The following is a 23434-nucleotide window of genomic DNA, read 5'->3' as shown; positions in this document are numbered from 1 at the left end:
GAGTGAAACCCACGCATTTACCTACGCCTTTCGGGGGATTTTTTGCACCTTTTACGGGCAGCTGCGCCTGATTTTTGTGCACATATTTTTTACCAAACGGTCTATTTTGGACCATTCACTCAACAACCCGATCACACACCAGCACCAATTTATTGATAAATATACCCTTTTAAAAACTGGCACTGTGTTTGCAACACCCTGGCAAGCGCCGCGCAATTTGGAACCCGCAGGAAGCATTCAAGCAGCGCGTGAACCGTCCCATTCGCAGACCCGAGGTGTTCAAATGAAAATTGGCGTATTTATCCCGATCGGCAACAACGGCTGGCTGATTTCCAGCAATGCTCCGCAATACAAACCGACGTTTGAACTCAACAAAACCATCGTGCAGAAGGCCGAGCATTACAATTTTGATTTCGCTCTGTCGATGATCAAACTGCGCGGCTTCGGCGGAAAAACCGAGTTTTGGGATCACAACCTGGAGTCCTTCACCCTGATGGCCGGGCTGGCCGCAGTCACCTCACGCATCAAGATCTACGCCACCGCAGCGACCCTGACCATGCCGCCGGCGATCGTCGCGCGGATGGCCTCCACCATCGACTCTATTTCCAACGGGCGCTTTGGCCTGAACGTGGTGACCGGCTGGCAAAAACCGGAATACGAGCAGATGGGCATGTGGCCGGGCGACGATTACTTCGGCCGCCGTTACGACTACCTGGCGGAATACGTGAAGGTGCTGCGCGATCTGTGGGGCACCGGCAAGTCCGACTTCAAAGGCGAGTTCTTCCAAATGGATGACTGCCGCGTCAGCCCGCAGCCACAGGCGGACATCAAGGTCATCTGCGCCGGGCAGAGTGACGCCGGCATGGCCTTCTCGGCCAAATACGCCGATTACAACTTCTGTTTCGGCAAGGGCGTCAACACCCCGACCGCCTTCGCACCGACGGCAGCCCGGCTGAAAACCGCCGCCGACACCGAAGGCCGCAGCGTCGCCTGCTATGTGCTGTTCATGATCATTGCCGATGAGACCGATGAGGCTGCACGCGCCAAATGGGAAAGTTATAAAGCCGGTGCCGACACCGAAGCGCTGGCCTGGCTGACCGAGCAAAGCGGTAAGGACACTAAGTCCGGTGCCGACACCAACGTGCGCCAGATGGCAGACCCGACCTCGGCGGTCAACATCAATATGGGTACGCTGGTCGGTTCCTACGCCAACGTGGCGCGCATGATGGATGAGATCGCTACCGTGCCCGGCACCGAAGGCGTGCTGCTGACCTTCGATGACTTCGTGAAAGGGGTGGAAGACTTTGGCGAGCGCATACAGCCGCTGATGAAAAGCCGCGCCGACGTTTGCCCAAAAACCGCTGAAAGCCGTGAGGTAGCCTGATGAAAATTGTTGAAAACCAGCCGGTGGTACGCCGCCAGTCACCGGAAAGCGGCGCCACCGTCACCTTGCCCGCGCGCCCGGAGAGCATCGCCTTTGCGCCGCAGGAAACTGCGCTGATCGTGGTCGATATGCAAAATGCCTACGCTTCGCAGGGCGGCTATCTTGATCTCGCCGGTTTTGACGTCTCGGCCACCGCCCCGGTGATCGCCAATATCAAACGCGCCATCAGCGCCGCGCGCGCTGCCGGTATCCGGGTGATCTTTTTCCAGAACGGCTGGGACAATCAGTACGTCGAAGCCGGCGGCCAGGGTTCGCCCAACTGGCATAAATCCAACGCGCTTAAAACCATGCGCAAACGCCCGGAGTTGATGGGCAAGCTGCTGGCCAAGGGCGACTGGGACTACGATCTGGTGGACGAACTGCAGCCGCAGCCGGGCGATATCGTGATCCCGAAACCGCGCTACAGCGGCTTCTTCAATACCCAACTCGACAGTCTGTTGCGCTCCTACGGCATTCACCATTTGGTGTTTACCGGCATCGCCACCAACGTCTGCGTGGAATCCACATTGCGCGACGGCTTCTTCCTCGAATATTTCGGCGTGGTGCTGGCGGACGCCACTCACCAGGCTGGGCCGCAGTTTGCCCAGCAAGCGGCGCTGTATAACATCGAAACCTTCTTTGGTTGGGTGTCGGACGTCGACAGTTTCTGCAATGCGCTCATCGCCCCGCTCAGCCAAACGGCATGAGTTTTGCCTGCTTTACCCTTTAATCATTCATCAGGAGCAAGACTATGCCAAAAACCATCATTACGCCGCCGGGCACCGGCAAACCGCTGGCCCCGTTCGTCCCCGGCACGCTGGCCGATGGCGTGGTTTACGTCTCGGGTACGCTGGCGTTCGATAAAGAGAATAACGTGGTCCACGTCGGCGATGCGGCAGCGCAAACCCGCCACGTGCTGGAAACCATTAAAAGCGTGATAGAAACCGCCGGCGGCAGCATGGATGACGTGACCTTTAACTCGATATTCCTCACCGACTGGCAAAATTATGCCGCCATCAATCAGGTCTATGCGGAGTATTTTCCTGGCGACAAACCGGCGCGCTACTGCATTCAGTGCGGGTTGGTGAAACCGGACGCACTGATTGAAATTGCCACCGTGGCCCATATCGGCCGCTGAATCCTTATTCACAGAGGATAGAGAATGTACTTTGAGATTTTGGGAAAAGACACCCCGCTCGCCCCCACCGTAGTGCTCTCTGCCGGTCTGGGCGGCGCAGGCAGTTTCTGGCAACCGCAGATTGAAGCGCTGAGCGAGCATTTCCGGGTGGTGGTTTACGATCATCAGGGCACCGCCCGCAGCCAAGGCGAGGTGCCGGCCGGCTACAGCATGGCCGATATGGCGGATGAGGTGGCGCAGTTGCTGCGCTCGATTGGCGTTGAACACTGTTATTTCGTCGGCCACGCGCTTGGCGGCATGATAGGCCTGCAGTTGGCGCTCACGCACCCGGAACTGGTCGCAAAACTGGTGGTGGTTAATGGCTGGTCAACGCTGGACAACCAGACCCGGCGCTGCTTCAAAGTGCGCCAGGACCTGCTGCTCAACAGCGGCGTGGAAGCCTACGTGCGCGCCCAGCCACTGTTCTTGTTCCCCGCCGACTGGTTGTCGCGGCACGAAGCGCTGCTGGATGAGGAGCTGGCGCATCAGGTGGCGCATTTCCAGGGGACACAAAACCTGTTGCGCCGCCTGAGTACGCTGATGAACACCGATTTCCGCCCGCACCTGGCGGACATCTCCACCCCGACGCTAGCGCTGTGCTCCCGCGACGATTTGCTGGTGCCTTACCACTGCTCGCATCAACTGGCGGAGAGCCTGCCGTTCGGTGAACTGGCGCAGATGGCGTACGGCGGTCATGCCATGAGCGTGACGGATGCCGACAACTTTAATCGCATCCTGCTCGGTTGGTTGCTGAAAACCCACGGCCAGTCGTCTGCTTGCAGCCCTGCGGACGCCCAGCTTGAGCCCACAGGACTGAAACACTGAGTTCAACCGCCAGGCCCTTCACTATGGGCTAGCCACAGGAGAAAAAGTATGCAAACCCAAACCCTTCTTGCCAGCGCGCCACTTGTGCCACAGGGCGTAGAAAAACAGGACTTTCGCGACGCGATGGCGCGCCTGGGTTCGGCCGTGAATATCATTACCACCGACGGCCCAGCCGGCCGCGCCGGGTTTACCGCCTCTGCGGTATGCAGCGTTACCGATACGCCCCCGACGCTGCTGGTGTGCCTGAACCGCTCCGCATCGGTGTATTCGGTGTTCAAGCAAAACCAGACGCTGTGCGTCAATACGCTGGCGGCAGAACACGAGTCGCTGTCGAATCTGTTTGGCGGAAAAACGCCGATGGACATGCGTTTTTCCGCCGCCCGTTGGTCCACGCTGGCAACCGGCTCCCCCATTCTGCATGGCGCAGTGGTCTCTTTCGATTGTCGGATTAGCCAAATTGTCAGCGTCGGCACCCATGACATTCTGTTCTGTCAGGCGGTGGCGCTGGCGCGTAATGACGAAAGCCACGGGCTGGCTTACTTCGATCGCCGCTATCACCCGTTATTGAAACAATGATTTGCCGATAATGCCGTAACGCGCACTCACCTGCGCCTCTAACCTGCCCCCCTGTTTTTGGAGATGACGATGGCGAATACCTGGTTTCCCCAATGGCGCATGAAGCAAGGCAATCTGGACGGTGCGGTGGTCGCACCCGATGAAAGGCTGCCGCTGGTGCCAACGCTGGTTATGGGCTTGCAACACGCGGTGGCCATGTTTGGCGCCACGGTGCTGATGCCGCTGCTGATGGGCTTTGACGCCAACCTGGCCATATTGATGTCCGGCATCGGCACGCTGCTGTTTTTCCTGGTGGTCGGCGGCCGGGTGCCGAGTTACCTCGGCTCCAGCGCGGCGTTTGTCGGGCTGGTGATCACCCTCACCGGTTACAGCGGCCAGGGCGCGAACCCCAACATTGCGCTGGCGCTGGGCGGCATCATCGCCTGCGGGGTGGTGTATCTGCTGATTGGGTTTGTGGTGATGAGCGTCGGCACCCGTTGGATCGAACGCCTGATGCCGCCGGTGGTGACCGGGGCGGTGGTGATGGCGATCGGCCTGAACCTGGCACCTATCGCCGTACGCAGCGTCTCGGCGTCCAATTTTGACAGCTGGATGGCAGTGGTCACCATTTTGTGTATCGGTTCGGTGGCGGTATTCACCCGCGGGTTGATGCAGCGGCTGCTGATCCTGCTCGGGCTGATCGCCGCCTACCTGATTTATGTGGTCGTGACCAACGGTTTTGGGCTCGGCAAGCCGGTGGATTACAGCGCGCTGAGCCAGGCGGCCTGGTTTGGCCTGCCGCAGTTCACCGCGCCGGTGTTTAACCTGCACGCCATGCTGTTGATTGCCCCGGTGGCGATCATTCTGGTGGCGGAAAACCTCGGACATGTGAAAGCGGTAGCGGGGATGACCGGCCAGAATCTTGATCCCTATATCGGCCGCGCCTTTGTCGGCGACGGGCTGGCGACCCTGCTGTCTGGCTCGGTAGGCGGCACCGGGGTCACGACCTACGCTGAAAATATCGGCGTAATGGCGGTAACCAAAATTTACTCCACCCTGGTATTTGTCGCCGCAGCGGCGGTAGCGATTGTTCTGGGCTTTTCACCCAAGTTCGGTGCGTTGATCCACACTATTCCAGGCCCGGTGCTGGGTGGCGCCTCGGTGGTGGTGTTCGGTTTGATTGCCGTTGCTGGCGCGCGTATCTGGGTGCAAAACAAGGTCGATTTGGGCGATAACGGCAACCTGATTATGGTGGCCGTAACACTGGTGCTGGGTGCCGGCGATTTTGCGCTGACCATCGGCAACTTCACCATGGGGGGCATAGGTACCGCCACCTTCGGCGCCATTATTCTGAATGCGCTGCTGCGCAACCGTAAAATCCTGCCGCTGGCGGACAACGCCGCACGTTGACACCGAGGGCCCGGCCTGCCGGGCCTTATTCAGCCAGCGCCGCTGCCTTGCTTTTGCGGCGAATGCGCAGTTCGCTGACCAGCACGCCCAACACAATCAGCCCGCAGCCCAACAGGGCAACCCCCGGTAAACGTTCGCCTGCAATACGCCCGACGATCCCCGCCCAGACCGGTTCGCCGGCATAAATGACCGTAGCGCGCGTCGGTGACATGCTGCGCTGCGCCCAGTTCATCGTCAGTTGAATCATGGCGCTGGCGATGCCCAGTCCTATCGCGCTGTACAGCAGATAACTGGTGTACGGCGGCACCGCCTCGCCGGTCGGTACCATCATCAGGAACGAGGCCAGCGATGCCGTCCCCAGTTGTACCACTGTCACCCGTTTGATATTCACCTTACCGGCATAGGCGCCAATCAGAATGATCTCGGCCGCCATGCCCAGCGTGCCGATCAATGTCAATATCTCGCCCGCGCTGAGCGTCATATCCGCGCTGCTCGGCGCGGCCAGCAGCATCAGGCCGGTGAACGCCAGCAGAACGCCGACCCACGACATCACGCCGGGAAAACGCCCCAGCACCAGCCACTGTAACAACGGCACCATCGGCACATACATGGCGGTAATAAACGCCGATTGGCTGCTGCTGATCGTTTGCAACCCAACGGTTTGCAGGCCGTAGCCAAACATGATGGCAATGCCGATAAACACGCCCGCTTTCAATTCATACCAGGTCAACCCGCGCAGGGTGCGCAGGGAGAACAGCGTCAGCACCAACGTGGCGGCGGCAAAACGCAGCCCGACGAAAAAGAACGGCCCACTGACCTGCATGGCGTGATGCACGGCCAAAAAGGTACCGCCCCAGATCATGGTGATGAAAATCAGCACCGCTTCCTGAAGTTTGATTTTGAAAATAAGCGTGGAAATAAAGGATTTTTTTACTGCAGACACTGACTTGCCCTTAATGCCGGGTGCAATATAATGCACAGATCGCACCAGTATGAGGGAATGCCTGCGGATGAGCAATATAGTGCACAATGAAAAACATGACGCGCTCAAAGTGCTGCAATATCTGAGCAGCAACCTGCGCGGATACCGCCAGCAAGCCGGGCTAAGCCAGATGGCGCTGGCGGAAAAATCCGGCGTCAGCCGTCGCATGCTGGCCGGGATTGAAGCCGGTGACCGCAACGTCAGCCTGGCGGTGTTGGACAAACTTGCCGAGGCGCTGAATATCGCCTTCACCGATCTGATCCAGGCACCGGAAGCACGCGGCAATCATCTGGTGGGTGAGCTGGCCTGGCAGGGGCGCGAGCCGGCAAGCCAGGCGGTGTTCGTCGCCAGCGTGCCCGCACGTCAGCGGGTGGAGCTGTGGGAATGGGCGCTGATGCCGGGCGAACGTTACGACTCGCTGCCGGATGCCGCAGGCTGGAACGAAATTATCTATGTGATCACCGGCAGCCTGACGCTGGTGCTGGAACAACAGACCCTGACGCTGGATGCCGGTGAAACCCAGGTGTTCAACAGCGATCAGCACTATGCCTACGTCAACCGCACCGATCGGCCGCTGCGTTTTATCCGCAACGTCACCTTTTAATCATCCAGCGCCGCCACTTCTGGCAGCTCTTCCAACGGCGGCTGGATCCCCTCGGAAATATAGTCTTTGGCGGCGAAGGTGCATTCATCGCCCACATCGTCCTCCACGACCACATGTTTGATGGCGCCGTCGCTCAGCAATACCCGTTTGATGCCACGAAATGATGTCATTGTTTCCTCCGTTAATGGGCCGGACACACTGCAAGTGTAGTTTAGCCCTCGTCGGCCGCGGGTGTCACTCGCCTGTCGTGCGCCCCCTACTGCTGCCAGAGGTTTTCAGCCGTTGGCAACGGCAGCGGCTGGAACAAAAGTTCAGGTGTCTGCACTGATTTTCAGCCAGTCCGCCAGCCGGGCGAGCGCGCTGCCCGGCCTGATTTCCTGTGGCGACAACAGGCAGTAACCGCTGCCATCCGGCGTAAAACCAAAGGGTGCGCTCAGCAAACCGGCGGCCACATCATCGCGTACCTGCTGCCACGGGCCGATGGCAATCCCCATCCCCGCCACTGCCGCCTGCAGGCTGAAATAGAAATGGTCAAAACGCTGCTCCGGCCGGCCAGTCAGCGCCACGCCTTGCCCCTGCGCCCATTGCCGCCAGGCATCGGGACGGGTGGCGGAATGCAGCAGTACCGCGTCGTGGCTCAACCGCGGTTGGCCGTCGCCAAGGGTTACCCAGCGCCGCAGCGTTTCAGGTTTGCACACCGGTCCAACCCGCTCGCTGAACAATGCCAGGCTGTGCAGCTTATCCCCCCAGTCAAAATCGTTACGCCGGATAGCGGCGGTAATGCCGTCATGAAACGAAAATGGCCCGCCACCGGCCACCAGTTGCAGGTTGATTTCCGGGTGCGCCAGCTGAAACGCCGGCAGACGCGGTATCAACCAGCGCATCAATAACGTTGGCTCGCACGACAACACCAGCGGCGCGTCCTGCGCCTGCTGGCGCAGCGTTTGCGCCGTATGATCCAGAATGCCGAATGCTTGCTGAGACGCCTGAAACAGCGTGTGCCCGGCTGGCGTAAGATATACCCGCCGGTGGCGGCGCTCGAACAGCGCAATCCCCAGCTCATCTTCCAGCGCTCTGACCGCACGGCTGACGGCCCCGTGCGTCAGGTTCAGGCTGCTCGCCGCCTGCGTAAAGCTTTCCAGTCGCGCAGCGGCCTCAAAGCAGCGCAGCCCGCCCAGTGACAGCGGCCGATTAATTTTGCGTGAGTTTTTCTCACTGATACTGTCAGTTTTCATCGTTTGTCACCGCCGGCTATTCCTCTTATAAATCAGCCACTCTCTTCTGATTTTTTACAGGATAACTATGACTGAACTCCTCGCCGTCGTCACCATCACTTTACTCGCCGTTATCAGCCCCGGGCCGGACTTTGCCATGGTGTCACGCAACAGCCTGCTCCTTTCCCGCCGCGCCGGGGTGCTGACCGCCTGCGGTATCGGCGCCGGTGTGGTGATCCACGTGAGCTATACCCTGGTCGGTGTCGGCGTGTTGATCCAACAGTCGCTGTGGTTGTTTACTCTGCTGAAGGCGATCGGCGCCGCCTATTTGATTTATCTGGGTGTCAGCATGCTGCGCCACGCCGGGGCTGCCGCCGCTGCCTCTTCCCACGCAGACACAGCCGCCACCAGTGACTTAGCCGCGCTGAAGACCGGTTTTTTGACCAATGTGCTGAACCCTAAAACCACTATTTTTATCGTCAGCCTGTTCATGCAGGTGGTCAATCCGCAGACGCCGCTCAGCGTGCAGATCGGCTATGGGCTGTTTATTGCGGTTGCCCATATTCTCTGGTTTGCCGCTGTAGCGCTGCTGTTTTCCGCGCCGGGCGTCAATGCGCGCCTGCTGCGCCTGCGTAAAGGCATCGACAGAGCCTTTGGCGGCCTGCTGATCGCCTTCGGTGCGCTGCTGGCGGTAGCCGGCATCAAATAAGGTTCAAGGATAAGTTCAGCATTCACTTCTATGCTTATGGGGCATTTCTTTCAATCACCGAGCGGGGAACGCAACATGGCAAAAGTTTTGGTCCTTTATTACTCAATGTACGGGCATATCGAAACCCTGGCAGAAGCGGTAGCAGAAGGTGCGCGCAGGGTCAGCGGCGTTGAAGTCACCGTGAAACGGGTGCCGGAAACCATACCGGCGGACGCCTTCGCCAAGGCCGGCGGTAAAAGCGATCAAAAAGCGCCTGTCGCCACGCCACAGGAGTTGGCCGATTACGATGGCATTATCTTCGGTACCCCTACCCGCTTTGGCAACATGGCCGGGCAGATGCGCACCTTCCTCGATCAAACCGGGGGACTGTGGGCTTCCGGCGCGCTGTATGGCAAGGTCGGCAGCGTATTTTCGTCCACCGGTACCGGTGGCGGCCAGGAACACACTATCACCTCCACCTGGACCACGCTGGCGCACCACGGTTTTATTATCGTTCCGATCGGCTACGCCACGCCCGAACTGTTTGACGTCTCCCACACCCGTGGCGGTACGCCCTATGGCGCGACCACTATCGCCGGGGGTGACGGCTCGCGTCAGCCCAGCCAGGAAGAACTGACCATTGCCCGTTATCAGGGCGAACACGTGGCGAAAATCACTGCCAAGCTGAAAAGTTAAGCAATAACCTTCCGTTATCTACCCGGTGGGGCCGCGGATTCGTTCGGCCCCATCTTGTTGCCAACCCGCTGCAAGGTTAAAATGCCGCTCAGCCTGCCATTCACTACCTGAACGTCACGGTCGAAATTCGTTCTGCCCGTCTATCACCGGCAATGGCCCTGATGGCGGGCGTTCTGTTTTTGCGCATAGCGAAGGGAAATAAGTCAGTGTCTAAAGATTTTGATGAACTAATAAGAGACATGGATCTTATTATTGAAAATGTAGACAGTTTCAAGGCTATGGCCCCGCGCGCACCCGAGCCACCCGTTGCGCCGCCGGCAGTTCACCACTACGACTCGTTCTGCGAGAACGTTGCGTTGAAAGTGGTGTTGAAAGTCCTGCTCTCGTCGGTGGATAAAATCGTCAAGGTGCAGATTGCCAATAAGGTCGAGCAGGAGATCGCCCAGATAGAACAGCAGGTAGTACGTGCCGGCGGAGGGCCAGTGTCGCCTGACGATCTGGCGCAGATGACGCAGTATGTGCGCCGCACCGTAAATAACCTGTTGGAATAAACACCAGCCTTATTAGTCGGTGGTATCGAAGGTTAGCCACCTGCTGCTATCGCCGCTCTCGATTTCCCCTCCAATTCGACACAACTTTGTGTATCAGCTGTAGCACATTCATAACCTGAATGTGTTGCATTGTTGTATTCATTTCACTGATATAAGTTAAAAACACTGTAAATAAATACAGTATGTTTTAACTTATTGAGGATATGAATATGCGCTTTAACAAGATGTTAGCCCTGGCCGCCCTGCTGTTTGCCACTCAGGTTTCGGCCGAAACGCTCGAATCCATCGACAACTGCGCGGTGGGTTGCCCGACCGGTGGCAGTAGCAACGTATCTATCGTTCGCCACGCTTATACTCTGAACAATAACAGCAGCACCAAGTTCGCCAACTGGGTGGCTTACCACATCACCAAGGACACGCCGGCCAGCGGCAAAGATCGCAACTGGAAAACCGACCCAGCGCTGAACCCGGCTGATACGCTGGTACCGGCGGATTACACCGGCGCCAATGCGGCGTTGAAAGTTGACCGTGGGCATCAGGCACCGCTGGCCTCGCTGGCGGGGGTGCCTGACTGGGAGTCGCTGAACTACCTTTCCAACATCACGCCGCAGAAGGCCGATCTGAACCAGGGATCCTGGGCGCGGCTGGAAGATCAGGAACGCAAGCTGATTGACCGGGCGGATATCAGCTCGGTGTATACCGTCACCGGCCCGCTGTATGAACGTGATATGGGCAAACTGCCGGGGACTCAAAAAGCGCACACTATCCCCAGCGCCTACTGGAAGGTGATTTTCATCAACAGCAGCCCGGAAGTGAACCACTACGCCGCGTTCTTGTTTGATCAAAACACCCCGAAAAGTGCCGATTTCTGCCAGTACCGCGTAACGGTCAGCGAGATCGAGAAGCGCACCGGGCTGATTATCTGGGCGGGTCTGCCGGAGGATGTGCAGGCTTCACTGAAGAACAAGCCAGGGGTGCTGCCGGAGCTGATGGGCTGCAAGAGCTAAAACCAACAACCCCGCGCTCAAAGGGTGCGGGGTTATCACCGGGGGCTGTCTATACCGGGACCGAGTTATTGAGTTTGATTTTCCACGCGTGTAATCCCGTGTTTCTTCATAACGTCTTCCATGGTCAGATTTTCATCCTCTGGGGTTTCATCAATGACGACATTTTCCGGGCGAACATAAGGCTTGGTTGCACGCTTGAACATCCACCACCAAACGAACACCAGGAACGCCCCGGACTTCAGAAAAATCATGGTCCATAACGCCACTTGATACCAGTTCATCTCTATCTCCATGAAAGAGTTAAGCGCAATCGCATCACTCTATTTTAACCTTTGCACTGCCCTGATCAAGCGTTGGCGGCGCATCTGCCGGGGATGACATCGAACAGATTGGGGAAAAAACGGTGTGACAGTTTACGCAGGGAGGACTTCAGTAACGGGGAAGCGAATAAACATGCTCTCACGATGTGCGGACAACTCACCAACGACGATTCGCCCACTAGAATCCGAGAAGACCAAAACCTAAAAGAATCGTGATGCCCACCGTTAAAGAAGTCGCTCATCAGGTTCATATCGGTCTGTGGTCGGCTCGAAAAATGACGGGCATGACAAGCAGTGATTTTGCACATTGGAACAATGCAATTCCCCTATCTAATACTGCTGGGTGATATACACCTACATTGATTACCCTGATAACAAAATATCAGGTAGCAGATAATTAAGATGATAATAATGTCATGGATCATGGGATTTATTTTCGGATTAACGGATACGCGATCAGATTTAAACGCCTTAATAATCAATATTAAAAATCAACCCCAAAAGACTTCCTCCGCATAAATTAATTAGCACATCAATAATTAATAATTTAATATGTTTAGTTTAATTTACATTAAACACATTGATGTTTGTAATTTATTATGTCAAAGACGTCATTTTATAAACCCAATAAAAAACAATTAGATAAAACAAAATTTTAATAAAACTGCAACATATAACCACAAAAATAAACATTTATTTACATTTGATAGCATTGCATGCGTTTGTGATTTATCTTCCTCGCAGTTATATGTATTAGCAAATTTAATTAATGTTATAGGTTGCGGAGTGTTGCATGGATTTTAAATTCTCAAATAATCAGGTGGAACTGTATGAGTCAGCCTATCGTTTTGCCTTTAATGTTCTGGATCCAAATGCACACTCCAGGCTATCGCAACAGACAGTAAACATTGATTTATGGAAACAAGCGGCCGCTTATGGTTTTGTGCGTGGCCCTGTTTCATCCACCTTTGGTGGTTTGGAAATGGGGGCTTTAGATACCGCATTGATGATAGAGGCCCTGGGAAGAGGAAGCCGCGATATAGGCCTTTCATTCTCACTCTGCGCCCACTTATGTGCCTGCGTTATTCCGCTCTATCGCTTTGGTTCCAGTGAATTAAAAGCCAAATATCTTGAACCTCTGGTCACCGGCAGCTTAATTGCGGCCAATGCCGCAACCGAACCCGATGCCGGTTCGGATATTTATAGTATGAAATCGACGGCACAGCCCTGCGACGGTGGCTATATACTTAACGGCAATAAAGTTTTTATCACCAACGCCCCTATCGCCGACCTCTTTATCGCTTACGCCAAAACTAATCCTGACCACGGTTTTATGGGCGTTTCGGCTTTTCTGATCGAAAAAGGCACGCCGGGATTATCCGTGGGCGAAGTCCGCCCAAAAGATTGTCTTTCCAATTGCCCCTGGAGTGAGGTGACTTTTCAAGATCTCTTTATCCCGCAATCCCAGTTGATCGGCAAACCGGGGGCGGGAGGCGCGATCTTCCATGACTCGATGATATGGGAGAAAGGTTGTCTGTCCGCCCTGTTTATCGGCGCGATGGAGCGCCTGCTCGAAACCACCCTGGCCTACGCCAAGCAACGTCGGCAATTTGGCAAGGCGATAGGCCAATTCCAGTCAGTTTCCAATCGCATTATTGATATGAAGTTACGCTTGGAACAGTGCCGGTTAATGCTCTATCGCGCCTGCTGGCGACACGATCAAGGTCTTGAGGCTGAAGCCGATATCGCCATGAGCAAGCTGTTAATCTCTGAATACGCGGTCCAATCCGGCCTCGATGCCATCCAAACCTTTGGTGGAGCCGCCATGGATCAAGAGCTTGGTCTGGTTCGCCATCTGTTGAATATGATCCCCAGTCGGACCTTCTCCGGCACCAATGATATCCAAAGAGAAATTGTGGCCCGTAAGTTGGGTTTACGGGGAACGGTATTATGATTATTCAACGACTCTTTGCCGTTCTTTATATGCTGGCGGGACTGGCCAAAGCCTTCCCTGAACTGGAAAGTGTGGCTGAAACTCTCAAGTTAGCGGCGATTGCCAACCAGGGTACCTGGTATCAGGGGATCACTTTCTGGCTGGCGGAACACGGCGCAGCAGTCAATATTCTGGTAGGCGCAGTGCTGTTCGGATCGGGGTTGGTGTTGATGCTTAACCCGCTCTGGACTACGTTAGTGATTTACGGTCAACTGCTGATGATGGCCATCTTTGTCACCCTGTTACATCATTCCCAGCCGCAGGTCATATTTTTAGACGCCCTCTTCGCTCTGGCCGCATTTTATATGCTGCATGTGCAATATCGCCGCAAGCCGCAGCCACGGACCTTCCCCACTCGCGCCTTTTCAACGCCCGTTACGCTCCCTGCCCCCCCCACGTCCCCGCCACTGGAAGACGAATATGATGTGGTGATTATTGGTGGCGGCGTCTCTGGTTTGACAGCGGCCACTGAGTTGCCCCACAAGCGGGTTCTGGTTCTGGAAAAAAGCCCAACCTTCGGCGGAAATGCCCGTTATAACACCGTCAGCACGCTGAAATTCCCCATCGCCGGGGTCTGTTTTCAGCAACCGCAGCCAGACTCGTCCATGATGCGCCTGCTGAAAAAAATCGGCCTGGATCAGGCTTACAAATCCAATGAAAAAGATACCCTGGTTTTTTTCGATACCTTTTTACTGCTCCGTTGCCTGGGTGAGGTCACCCTGGGTTTTCTCAAATACCCCGCCTACTTGCTCAAACTCTCGGTTTGGGGACTGACCGGCCAACTTTTTTTACATGCGATTATAGGTAAACCTTATGTCGTGGCAGCCAAGCAACTGGGTGACCCTATTTTTGCCGAGCTTTATACTTTTCTGGATAAATTCTCCCCACGCAGCAAACACTATCCAAGTCTGCCCTGGACACCGGACAGCGCCTGGAGTCATGAGCACATGGCGCTGCTGGATAACCTTTCCCTTCACGACTATCTGTTTGAGCCGGACAAACTCGGCCCGTTGCCGGAACATCTGCAACCACCGCGTAAACTGGGCAAGTTAGTGGAAAATGCCGTGGTCACCACACTGCGGGTTGAGTGTCTGGATATTCATGACGTATCTGCCTATGTCGGATTGCATTTTCTGGTCGGCTACCTGCGCGGAAATCTGGTCACGCTGCCAGGGGGAAATGGCGGCATCAGCGCCGGTCTGTACGATTACCTGAGCGGCCATGACACTATCCGGCTGCAAAGCCATGCTCAACTGCAAGCCATCACCCCTCAGCCAAACGGGACGCTCATTGAGGTCATCGTCAATGGCGAACTCAGTCGGGTGATAGCCCGACAAGTGATTTGGGCTGCGCCCAAAACCGAACTGGCAAACTGGTTACCGGCGCTGCCTGCCGAACAGTTGGCCGCACTCGAGCAAATCCGCCACGAAGATTATTACCTAGCGAATGTCTTGCTGGAAAAGCCCCTGCTCAGTCATTCATTCGGCGGTTATCTGATCGAACCTGACGCAGCCAACGAGCCGTATTCCTGGTGTAAAGCAGGCACCTGTCTGGTCGCCAATTGGATGGATAATCAGGCGGGGGCCGACGTCGGTGTTCTGACCTTGCTGAAACCCACCACCCGCTCGGAGCGCCAGGATCGTACCGCAAAAAACGAGTTTGTGGCGTTACAGCAACAAACCTATGTCGAAATCGCCAAAGTCCTGCGCAACCTGGGGATCCCCGCCAGCATGATCGAAGATATCCACATCTGGTATTGGCCAGCGGGACTGGTGACCTCCGTGGTCGGGCAACAAGCGCAGGGGGTGTTTAACCTTGCTCGCCAACCGTTTAAAAACATCCATTTCGCCAATCAGGACAGCGTCGGTATCGGCAACATTGAAAGTGCGGTGTCTGCCGGGCTTGAGGCGGCAACGGCAGTGAAAGCGGCTCTGGCTCAGGAGTTCCCCCCAATAGATTTCGCCGCCAATCTGGAGATGTCGTCATGAGTCGCTCACTGATTGTCGAACTCTCCGGTGATCCGATGCTGAAGCATCACCATCTGGGCGGTAAAGGGTACTCATTAAATCATCTAATCAAAGCCGGCCTGCCGGTACCGCCGGCATTTTGCATCACCGCCCAAGCTTACCAGCAATTTATTGAAGCCACAGTTCCCGGGCAGATATTGACGAAGGGTGCCAGAGGCGAGGTACGCGATATTATTCTGGGCGCTAATGTGCCCACCTCTTTGCAGCAGGCAATCAACGACGCTTATCAGCAATTGGGCGATGACGCCTCCATTGCCGTTCGTTCCTCGGCATTGGAGGAAGACGGTCAACATCAATCCTTTGCCGGACAGTACGACACCTATCTGCATGTTAAGGGCGCCGAGGATGTATTACGCAAGGTGCAATCCTGCTGGGCGTCATTATGGGCAGAACGGACGGCGCACTACAGCCAGACGCACGCCTCGGAAAGCGAGATTGCCGTGGTGTTGCAGGTGATGGTGGACGCCGATGCCGCCGGGGTGATGTTTACCCAGGATCCACTGACCGGCAATGCCGATCAGGTGGTGATCGACAGCTGCTGGGGCCTGGGAGAAGGCGTGGTCTCCGGACAGGTGACCACGGACAGCTTCACTCTGGACAAAGCCAGTGCCGACCTTTGCGATCGGCAAATCCGCCACAAATCGCATTACTGCCAGCGGGATGCTCAGGGGCAAGTGACGCTACTGTCCACCCCTGAGGCCAAACGCGATATACCCAGTTTGACCCCGGAGCAGCTGCGTCAATTGGTCACCCTGGCCCGACAAGCCCAACTTATTTACCGCACCGAACTGGATATTGAATGGGCGGTAAAAGATAACCAGGTCTGGCTGCTACAGGCACGGCCTGTCACTACCCAGGCCAAGCCTGCTCAGGTTATCTACGCCAATCCCTGGGAGAACGATCAGGCGATCAAGGATCGGGCCTTTTTCTCGCGGATGGACACCGGAGAGATTGTCACTGGATTGATGACGCCGCTGGGATTGTCGTTTTGTCGGTTCTACCAGAAACATATTCATGGCCCGGCGATTAAAACCATGGGACTTGCTGATATCAGCGATTGGCAAATCTACATGGGGTATATACAGGGCTATGTTTATCTGAATATTTCCGGTTCGGCTTATATGCTCAGGCAGTGTCCGCCGACCCGTGATGAAATGAAATTCACCACCCGTTATGCCACCGCCGACATTGACTTCAGCCATTATGAGAATCCCTATGGGAAAGGCGTGCAAGGCTGGAGCTACGTCAAAAGTGGTTGGTATTGGCTCAGACAGCAGGTTCACAATCTGCGCAGTGCCGCCAACACCGTCGAACAGATGATTGCTTTACGCCAACAGGAAACCCGCCGCTTTCTGGCGCTGGATTTAACCGCCCTGTCTCTGGTTGAACTGGAGCAAGAACTGCAACGGGTTGACCGCTTTTTCCTCGACAGTTGCGCCGCCTACATGCCTTTTTTCCTGCAATCATTTGCCCTCTATGACGCCCTGGCTCAAACCTGCGAACGCTATCTCAAAGGCCGGGGCCAGGGATTGCAAAATCGCATCAAGGCGTCGATGAACAACCTGCGCACCATTGAGGTGACGCTGGGTATCATCAAAATGGTGGACAAGGTCAATCAACAACCTGCGCTGAAAGCGCTGTTTGAACAGCACAGCGCCAATGAATTGGTCAGCATCTTGCCCGAAGATGAGATCTCCCGTGCATTCTGGCAGGGCGATTTTAAGGATTTCCTGTTTGAATTTGGCACCCGTGGTCGCCAGGAATTTGAGTTGAGTATTCCGCGCTGGAATGATGATCCCAGTTATCTGTTGCAGGTAATGAAAATGTATTTGCAGCACCCGGTGGATCTGCAAAAGAAACTCAGAGAAACGGAAAGGCTGCGTCATCAGGACAGCGAAGCACTGTTCAAAGAAATGACATGGGTGGGTCGATTCAAGTTAAAAACCCTGACCAGGCTATATGCCGTGATGGCCGAACGCCGTGAGGCCACCCGCCCCACCTTTATCACCGAAACCTGGTTCTATCGCTGCATTATGCTGGAAGTTCTGCGACGCCTGGAAACTCAGGGCGTCGTTAAAATGAGCGACCTCCCTTATGTCGATTTCGAGCAGTTCCGCGCCTATATGGCGGGTAAAATCCCAGCACAACAGGCTTTTGCGCAGACACTGCTCGATCAGAATCGCCACCAGCATTTATTGAACTTGCATGCTGAAGAGCCGCCGTTGGCGATTATCGGTTCCTACACGCCGAAAATGAAAACCCCCGCAGCGGATAATACCGCCGGCGTATTCACCGGCCTTGCCGCAAGCCCCGGCAAAGTGGTGGGAAAAGCGCGAGTCATTACCGACCTGCCAACCCAGGCTGGTGAGCTTCAACCCAACGAAATCCTGGTGGCGCGCTTTACCGACGCCAGTTGGACACCGTTATTCGCACTGGCGGCCGGTATTGTCACCGATATCGGATCCACGCTTTCACACAGTTGCATTGTGGCACGAGAGTTTGGCATCCCCGCCGTAGTCAACCTGAAAGTAGCCACCCAACTGATTGCCAGCGGAGACACTCTGATCCTCGATGGCGATAGCGGAACGGTCATTATCCAACGCGGAGAAGAACCTGACGCTGATGGCTGATCCACGCCCTACCCAACAGAAATAAATCGCGGCGACCCGCCGCACTTAACGATGGTTGATGCAGACGGCCCCCCGCCGCAGGCAGAACCGTTGCGGGCTTTATAGTGCCAAATTTGCCCGATCGACCCATGTCATCACTACATTTTGGCTACATAAGGAATTCGATCATGAGCACCATGACAGGACAAGCAAGACCAGCAAACTCCGCTTCCTATGAGCAAATTTGGCAGGCGGACCCAACGTCATGTCGAGAAATGGATCCGGATACCATCACGGTAGGTGTCGTCGTGGTAACGCGTAATCCGGCATTTTTCCAGACCGGGCTCAGTGTGTTGAATGACATTCGCGATTATGTGTTTAACCGTGTCCATATCCAGTCGGAGCTTCCCCCCAAGCTGTTTGAATTGGAATCAGATTCGCTGTATCTGGAAGCGCGTGAAAAAGCCGTCCATTTCCTGAAAAGTCAGAATAAAACGATCAATATCCGCATCATCCAATGTGCCAGCCTGGCGGAGGCGACGGGTAAAATTATTTACACCCATGCTCTGGAACAGCGCCCCGCATTCCATTTGGGGATGTTGTTCTACGACCAGATATCGCCTACACACGCTGACAACAGCATTGAACAAATTGACCGCGATCTGGATGCATTTTACAGCGCATTGCAAACCAGCGGCATTCCGGCGTTTTACACCACCTTTTCGACCGTCGCCTTTATTCGTGAATTGCGTTCTCCGTTCCGTTATTTGCCCCAGCAATATCGCGAGATTGTCCGCAGCGAAGATCCGGCGATCTTCCAGACTGAACTGTTATGCCTGTGGATGGACTTTTTTGAAATGAATTACACCAATCGCCGGGTCAAGCCGATCGGCGCATTGGCGCTGCACAATACCCTCGGCGAACAGTTGATTCAGTTCTTTGAACGCACCACCGCAAACCGCTGGTTGGTGTCTTACTACACCGGCTCGGTCATCTCCAACTTAATCGGTTATCTGGACCGGCATGCCGAAGCCCGTGGCGCGCTCATTCTGCGCGGTCCCAACGAACATGCCATTGCCTGTGGCGCCATGGCCAACTGGCAGCTTTATCGCATACCGTTTTTGGGCATAGTGACCTCCGGCATGATGGATGAGTTTAAGGGCACCTTAACCAACCTGAAGGAAACCGCGGCCCAGGGCATTATTGTCGCGGCGGAAAACCGCAGCAATCTGTGGTATGGCTTTCAGGGTACGTTGACGCCGACGGAAGACATGCGTGAGGTGTTGACCGCCAAACGCATTCCGTATGTCTATATTGACGACGTAGAAGGGATAGTCGCCGGTCTGAGCGAAGCATTTCGCCTTTATCATCAGAACCTCGGCCCGGTGGTGATCCTGGCGACGCAAAACGTGCTGGAATCTACCCTTTCGCTGGAAGGCGACATTGAGGAACCGGTATCGATATCCAACCTGCCGAACGATGACGTCCCGCCAATAACCGACAGCTTTACCCAAGCGATGGCGCTGCTCAACGAGGGCCCCGAGAGAGTACTTTGGCAACTTGGCCCAGTCAGTGATGACGAGTACGCCCTGATCCATGAAATTGCCGATGCTGCCGGCCTCGCGCTGGTGGACTCATTAGCGCACCCAGGTTCAGCCCCCAAATATTACCAAGGTAAACGTAACCCCCATTATTTGGGCACCCTGGCAATTTATGGCTACAGTCCACGGGTGTACAACTATCTGCACACCAACGACAAGCTCAACGCCATGAGCGAACAAAGTCTGTTTATGATTAAGAGCCGCGTCGCTCAGATCACCACGCCATTTTCCGACGGTCGCCTGGAGCGCAAGGTGCATCTGGTGCAACTCACCCATGATGAACAGCACCTGTCGCCGTATGCCGATGTGCATCTGCACATGAATTGCCTGGCTTTTTTGCGCGCCGTAAAAGCCCATCTTGCCGTCAGCCCCGCGCTGCGCGATAAACGCCGGGCGCTGATTGCCGCCTATCTGGATTCCCCTTCCGACGTGGTGAGTCAATTGCCCAGCCTGCCGATGTCGGCCAACTACTTCTTTTGCCAATTGAATCAGGTGATAGAGAATTTAATCGAGACGGAAAACTTCGATTTTACCGGCGTCTACGATGTGGGCCGCTGCGGTATCTCTGCGGTGCGCAATGTCGCGAAAACCCGGCGCGGTTTCTCCGGCTGGTATGGCCGCGCCTTGATGGGCGATGCGCTATTGGCCACCAGCTATCTGGCTTATACCAGCCCAAGCCATGTGGTGGCGTTTATCGGCGACGGGGCCAAAGGGATAGTGCCGGATATTCTGCCAGCCTTTATCGACAATATTCTCACTCACCCGCAATTGCTTAATAAAAGCATCACCGTCTTTTATTTCTGTAATGGTGGCCTGTCGGTGATTAACACCTACCAGGAACGCATTCTATTTAATCGAACATCACGACAAATGCGTCTGGTGAATGTGGATCAACCGGAGTTCGAACAACGGATAAATAACTTCCACATCCAGGGCAAAACGCTCACCCACTTCGATGAAGACGCCATCCGCCAGGCGTTGACCACCCCGAAACGTCTCAACCTGTTTTCCGTGGTATTGGGGCATAACAACGAAGGTGACGGCATCTCGCTGGCCACCGCCAAAGGCTGGCAACGTGACCCCTGCGATCAGGATGCGCTGCAAGAACGCAAAGCCTGGGCCGCCCTGCAACCGGAGTCAACCAGTACCGCCTTCGACCAAGATCAAACAAAGGAAGCCACATCATGAAGTTTGGATTTATCGCTCATCCGACCTCGGTTGGTTTAAAACGTTACGTCAAAATGCTCGACCTGCTGCAGCGTAATTCGACTGAGCAACATAGCGGTTACAAACGTGACCTTTGGGTCCGCGAAAACCTGGTGCCATTTATGAACTTTGCCAGAATCACCTCGGCTACCGGCGCCACCTGCGAAGGGGTGATCAAATATATGCCGCTGGTCGCCGATGAAATGCTGGCCGATGCCCGTGGCATCGCCAATCGGGTAGTGCAAGGTATTGAAGAGTTGGCCGGAGAAGGAGCAGAACTGGTTGGTTTGGGCGGGTTTACTTCCATTGTGGGTCGACGTGGCGAAGCCACTGCCGAAAAATCCCCGGTTCCTGTCACCTCCGGCAATTCATTGACCACCTATGCCGGTTACAAGGCCATGATGCAAATTCAATCCTGGCTGGATATTAAACCGGATCAGGAACCGGTGGCGATTGTCGGCTATCCGGGTTCTATCTGCCTGGCACTGAGTCGATTATTGCTTGCCCAGGGGTTCTCCCTTCATTTGCTGCACCGCGCCGGTAACCATGACCGGGAAGAATTACTCAGCCATCTGCCCGACCAGTATCACGCGCAAGTGACCCTGACCAGCGACCCCAATGACTTATACCCACGTTGCAAACTCTTTGCCGCGGCAACTTCTGCGGGGGGCGTGATCGACCCGTATAAATTGCAGCCTGGATCTATTTTTATCGACGTCGCGCTGCCCAGAGATATCAAGGCTGACACCCGCCCAAATCGGGATGACATTCTGATTATCGATGGCGGCTGCGTAACGGCAACGGATGCGGTCAAGCTGGGAGGTGAGTCGCTGAATGTGACTATCAAACAGCAGATGAATGGCTGTATGGCGGAAACCATAGTGTTGTCTTTGGAGAACCGCCGGGAAAACTTCTCGCTGGGCCGTTATCTGCCGCCGGAGAAGGTGCTGGAGATCGGTGAAATTGCCGAGCGCCACGGTTTCATGGCTTATCCTCTGGCCTCATATGGCGAGCGGATTGATCGCCAGAGCGTCATTAACCTCAAGCGTTACTACCACCAGGATATCTATGCCGGCGAGTCGGATGTTGCCAAACAGAGCGAGACGCGTCTGGCCTTTATCGACGCTATTATCGCGCAAGATCCCGCTCGGGAGGACAGTCTCGACCGTTATCGCCAGTTTATTAACCCGATGATGGTGGATTTCCTCAAACTGCAGCATTGCGACAATGTATTCCGCCGCGCTGCGGGCACCCAGCTCTACACCACCGACGGCGAGGCTTTTCTGGATATGGTGGCCGGCTATGGTTGCCTCAATCTCGGTCATAACCCGCAGCCGGTGATCGATGCATTGAAAACCTATCTCGATGCTCAAGGTCCCAACTTTATTCAATACATTTCAATTCCCGAACAAACCGCCAAGCTTGCCGAAGTACTCTGCCAGCTGTCGCCAGGCAATATGGGCCGGGTTTTCTTCAGCAATTCAGGCACCGAGGCGGTAGAAGCCGCCATGAAGATCGCCAAAGCCTCGACCGGTAAACCGGGTATCGCCTACCTGAAGAACAGCTACCACGGCAAGACACTGGGCGCCCTGTCCATCACCGGTCGCGACAAACACCGCCGCTATTTTACCCCTCTGCTGGACTCGATGGTTGAAGTGCCGTTTGGCGATATAGAAGCATTGCGTCAGGTGCTGAACCGCGACGATATCGGTGCCGTGATGATCGAACCTATTCAGGGGGAAGGCGGCGTTCATATCCCGCCGGACGGTTACCTGCAAGCGGTTCAGCAGATTTGTCGCCAGACTGACACCTTACTGATGGTCGACGAAGTGCAAACCGGGCTGGGACGCACCGGGAAACTCTTTGCTTGTGAATGGGATAACATCGAGCCAGACGTTCTGATGCTGTCAAAATCGCTGTGCGGTGGGCTTCTCCCCATTGGCGCCACCCTGTGCCGGGCCGATATTTGGCAGAAAGCCTATGGCACAGCAGACCGCTTCCTGGTGCACAGCTCGACCTTTGGCGGTGGCAACGTCGCTTCAGTGGTGGCGCTTAGCGCCTTGCGGGAGATCCTGGCCCAGGATCTGGTCGGGCAATCCGAACGGCTGGGTGCCTATTTTAAACAGGCGCTGACCGATGTCGCCGCACGCTATCCCTTCGTCGCAGAAATTCGCGGGCGCGGTCTGATGCTGGGGATCCAGTTCGATCAAACCTTTGCCGGAGCGGTCAGTGCTTCTGCCCGCGAGTTTGCCACCCGCCTGCCCGGAGACTGGCACACCACCTGGAAATTCCTGCCCGACCCAGTGCAGGCCCACTTGAAAGCGGCCATGGATCGCATGGAGCAGTCGCTGGGTGAAATGTTCTGCATGAAGTTTGTCACCAAGCTCTGTCAGGACCACAAGATCCTGACGTTTATAACCGCCAACAGCTCGACGGTGATCCGCATTCAACCCCCACTCACCATTAACAAAGCAGAGATCGATCGTTTCGTCAGCGCATTCGCCACGGTGTGCGATGAACTATCCACCTTTTTAGAATAGGAGGCT

At 55.5% G+C, this 23434-nt stretch carries 20 protein-coding genes; 16 read left to right on the top strand and 4 right to left on the bottom strand.

Annotation, left to right across the window (positions count from 1 at the left end):
• Positions 1 to 283 precede the first annotated feature (283 nt).
• The 6 genes from rutA (at position 284) to rutG (ending at position 5390) form a co-directional block, all read left to right on the top strand.
• Positions 284 to 1384, top strand: coding sequence for a pyrimidine utilization protein A (rutA, locus tag JEM67_RS09745; protein ID WP_004942872.1), 1101 nt, complete (start codon positions 284 to 286; stop codon positions 1382 to 1384).
• Positions 1384 to 2130, top strand: coding sequence for a pyrimidine utilization protein B (gene rutB, locus JEM67_RS09740; protein ID WP_199635102.1), 747 nt, complete (start codon positions 1384 to 1386; stop codon positions 2128 to 2130). Before rutA ends, rutB begins: the two co-directional genes overlap by 1 nt.
• Positions 2131 to 2174: 44 nt before the next feature.
• Positions 2175 to 2561: a pyrimidine utilization protein C gene (gene rutC, locus JEM67_RS09735; RefSeq protein ID WP_013812368.1), complete on the top strand. Its 387-nt coding sequence runs from the start codon at positions 2175 to 2177 to the stop codon at positions 2559 to 2561.
• A gap of 24 nt (positions 2562 to 2585) precedes the next feature.
• Positions 2586 to 3425: a pyrimidine utilization protein D gene (rutD, locus tag JEM67_RS09730; RefSeq protein WP_199635103.1), complete on the top strand. Its 840-nt coding sequence runs from the start codon at positions 2586 to 2588 to the stop codon at positions 3423 to 3425.
• Between the two features lie 48 nt (positions 3426 to 3473).
• Positions 3474 to 4001 (top strand): NADH-dependent FMN reductase RutF, encoded by a 528-nt coding sequence (rutF, locus tag JEM67_RS09725; protein WP_013812366.1) that lies wholly within the window; start codon positions 3474 to 3476, stop codon positions 3999 to 4001.
• A gap of 69 nt (positions 4002 to 4070) precedes the next feature.
• A complete protein-coding gene (gene rutG / locus JEM67_RS09720) occupies positions 4071 to 5390 on the top strand; it encodes a pyrimidine utilization transport protein G (protein WP_013812365.1) in 1320 nt (439 codons plus the stop codon).
• 25 nt (positions 5391 to 5415) lie between these two features.
• Here rutG and JEM67_RS09715 read toward each other — a convergent pair whose 3' ends face one another.
• Positions 5416 to 6333, bottom strand: a complete 918-nt coding sequence (locus JEM67_RS09715; protein ID WP_199635104.1) for a DMT family transporter — start codon at positions 6331 to 6333, stop codon at positions 5416 to 5418.
• 67 nt (positions 6334 to 6400) lie between these two features.
• Between JEM67_RS09715 and JEM67_RS09710 the strand changes: the two genes are divergently transcribed.
• Positions 6401 to 6976 (top strand): helix-turn-helix domain-containing protein, encoded by a 576-nt coding sequence (locus JEM67_RS09710; protein ID WP_013812363.1) that lies wholly within the window; start codon positions 6401 to 6403, stop codon positions 6974 to 6976.
• Here the strand turns inward: JEM67_RS09710 and JEM67_RS09705 are convergent.
• Positions 6973 to 7146, bottom strand: coding sequence for a hypothetical protein (locus JEM67_RS09705; RefSeq protein WP_013812362.1), 174 nt, complete (start codon positions 7144 to 7146; stop codon positions 6973 to 6975). The genes JEM67_RS09710 and JEM67_RS09705 overlap by 4 nt on opposite strands.
• A gap of 141 nt (positions 7147 to 7287) precedes the next feature.
• A complete protein-coding gene (locus JEM67_RS09700) occupies positions 7288 to 8211 on the bottom strand; it encodes a LysR family transcriptional regulator (RefSeq protein ID WP_199635105.1) in 924 nt (307 codons plus the stop codon).
• 67 nt (positions 8212 to 8278) lie between these two features.
• Here JEM67_RS09700 and JEM67_RS09695 point away from each other — a divergent pair, with 67 nt between their 5' ends.
• The 4 genes from JEM67_RS09695 to JEM67_RS09680 all read left to right on the top strand — a co-directional run bounded on the left by JEM67_RS09695 (position 8279) and on the right by JEM67_RS09680 (position 11132).
• Positions 8279 to 8899 (top strand): LysE family transporter, encoded by a 621-nt coding sequence (locus JEM67_RS09695; protein ID WP_199635106.1) that lies wholly within the window; start codon positions 8279 to 8281, stop codon positions 8897 to 8899.
• 75 nt (positions 8900 to 8974) lie between these two features.
• The gene (wrbA, locus tag JEM67_RS09690) at positions 8975 to 9574 is read left to right on the top strand and encodes an NAD(P)H:quinone oxidoreductase (RefSeq protein ID WP_013812359.1); all 600 of its coding nucleotides are present in this window, start codon (positions 8975 to 8977) and stop codon (positions 9572 to 9574) included.
• Positions 9575 to 9813: 239 nt separating this feature from the next.
• The gene (locus tag JEM67_RS09685) at positions 9814 to 10125 is read left to right on the top strand and encodes a hypothetical protein (RefSeq protein WP_041416554.1); all 312 of its coding nucleotides are present in this window, start codon (positions 9814 to 9816) and stop codon (positions 10123 to 10125) included.
• 209 nt (positions 10126 to 10334) lie between these two features.
• Positions 10335 to 11132 carry a DNA/RNA non-specific endonuclease gene (locus JEM67_RS09680; RefSeq protein WP_199635107.1) on the top strand — a complete coding sequence of 266 codons (798 nt, stop codon included), beginning with the start codon at positions 10335 to 10337 and terminating at the stop codon, positions 11130 to 11132.
• Positions 11133 to 11197: 65 nt separating this feature from the next.
• On the opposite strand, the gene JEM67_RS09675 is transcribed toward JEM67_RS09680, so the two are convergent.
• Entirely contained in the window at positions 11198 to 11413 is a 216-nt protein-coding gene (locus JEM67_RS09675) for a hypothetical protein (RefSeq protein ID WP_004942827.1), read from the bottom strand.
• 832 nt (positions 11414 to 12245) lie between these two features.
• Here JEM67_RS09675 and JEM67_RS09670 point away from each other — a divergent pair.
• From JEM67_RS09670 to JEM67_RS09650, 5 genes are all read left to right on the top strand, one after another.
• The gene (locus JEM67_RS09670) at positions 12246 to 13406 is read left to right on the top strand and encodes an acyl-CoA dehydrogenase family protein (protein ID WP_199635108.1); all 1161 of its coding nucleotides are present in this window, start codon (positions 12246 to 12248) and stop codon (positions 13404 to 13406) included.
• Positions 13403 to 15433: a DUF6041 domain-containing protein gene (locus JEM67_RS09665; RefSeq protein WP_199635109.1), complete on the top strand. Its 2031-nt coding sequence runs from the start codon at positions 13403 to 13405 to the stop codon at positions 15431 to 15433. Before JEM67_RS09670 ends, JEM67_RS09665 begins: the two co-directional genes overlap by 4 nt.
• Positions 15430 to 18102, top strand: coding sequence for a PEP/pyruvate-binding domain-containing protein (locus JEM67_RS09660; protein WP_199635110.1), 2673 nt, complete (start codon positions 15430 to 15432; stop codon positions 18100 to 18102). The genes JEM67_RS09665 and JEM67_RS09660 overlap by 4 nt, the downstream gene beginning before the upstream one ends.
• 167 nt (positions 18103 to 18269) lie before the next feature.
• Positions 18270 to 20870 (top strand): biosynthesis protein PigD, encoded by a 2601-nt coding sequence (locus tag JEM67_RS09655; RefSeq protein ID WP_197927715.1) that lies wholly within the window; start codon positions 18270 to 18272, stop codon positions 20868 to 20870.
• On the top strand, positions 20867 to 23428 hold the full coding sequence (locus JEM67_RS09650; RefSeq protein ID WP_013812352.1) for an aminotransferase class III-fold pyridoxal phosphate-dependent enzyme: 2562 nt from the start codon (positions 20867 to 20869) through the stop codon (positions 23426 to 23428). The genes JEM67_RS09655 and JEM67_RS09650 overlap by 4 nt, the downstream gene beginning before the upstream one ends.
• Positions 23429 to 23434 lie beyond the last annotated feature (6 nt).

The organism is Serratia sp. PAMC26656 (assembly GCF_016469055.2).
Taxonomy (GTDB): Bacteria; Pseudomonadota; Gammaproteobacteria; order Enterobacterales; family Enterobacteriaceae; genus Serratia; species Serratia plymuthica.
The sequence above is the reverse complement of the archived record's forward strand: the minus strand, read 5'-3'. Positions and strand labels throughout refer to the sequence as shown.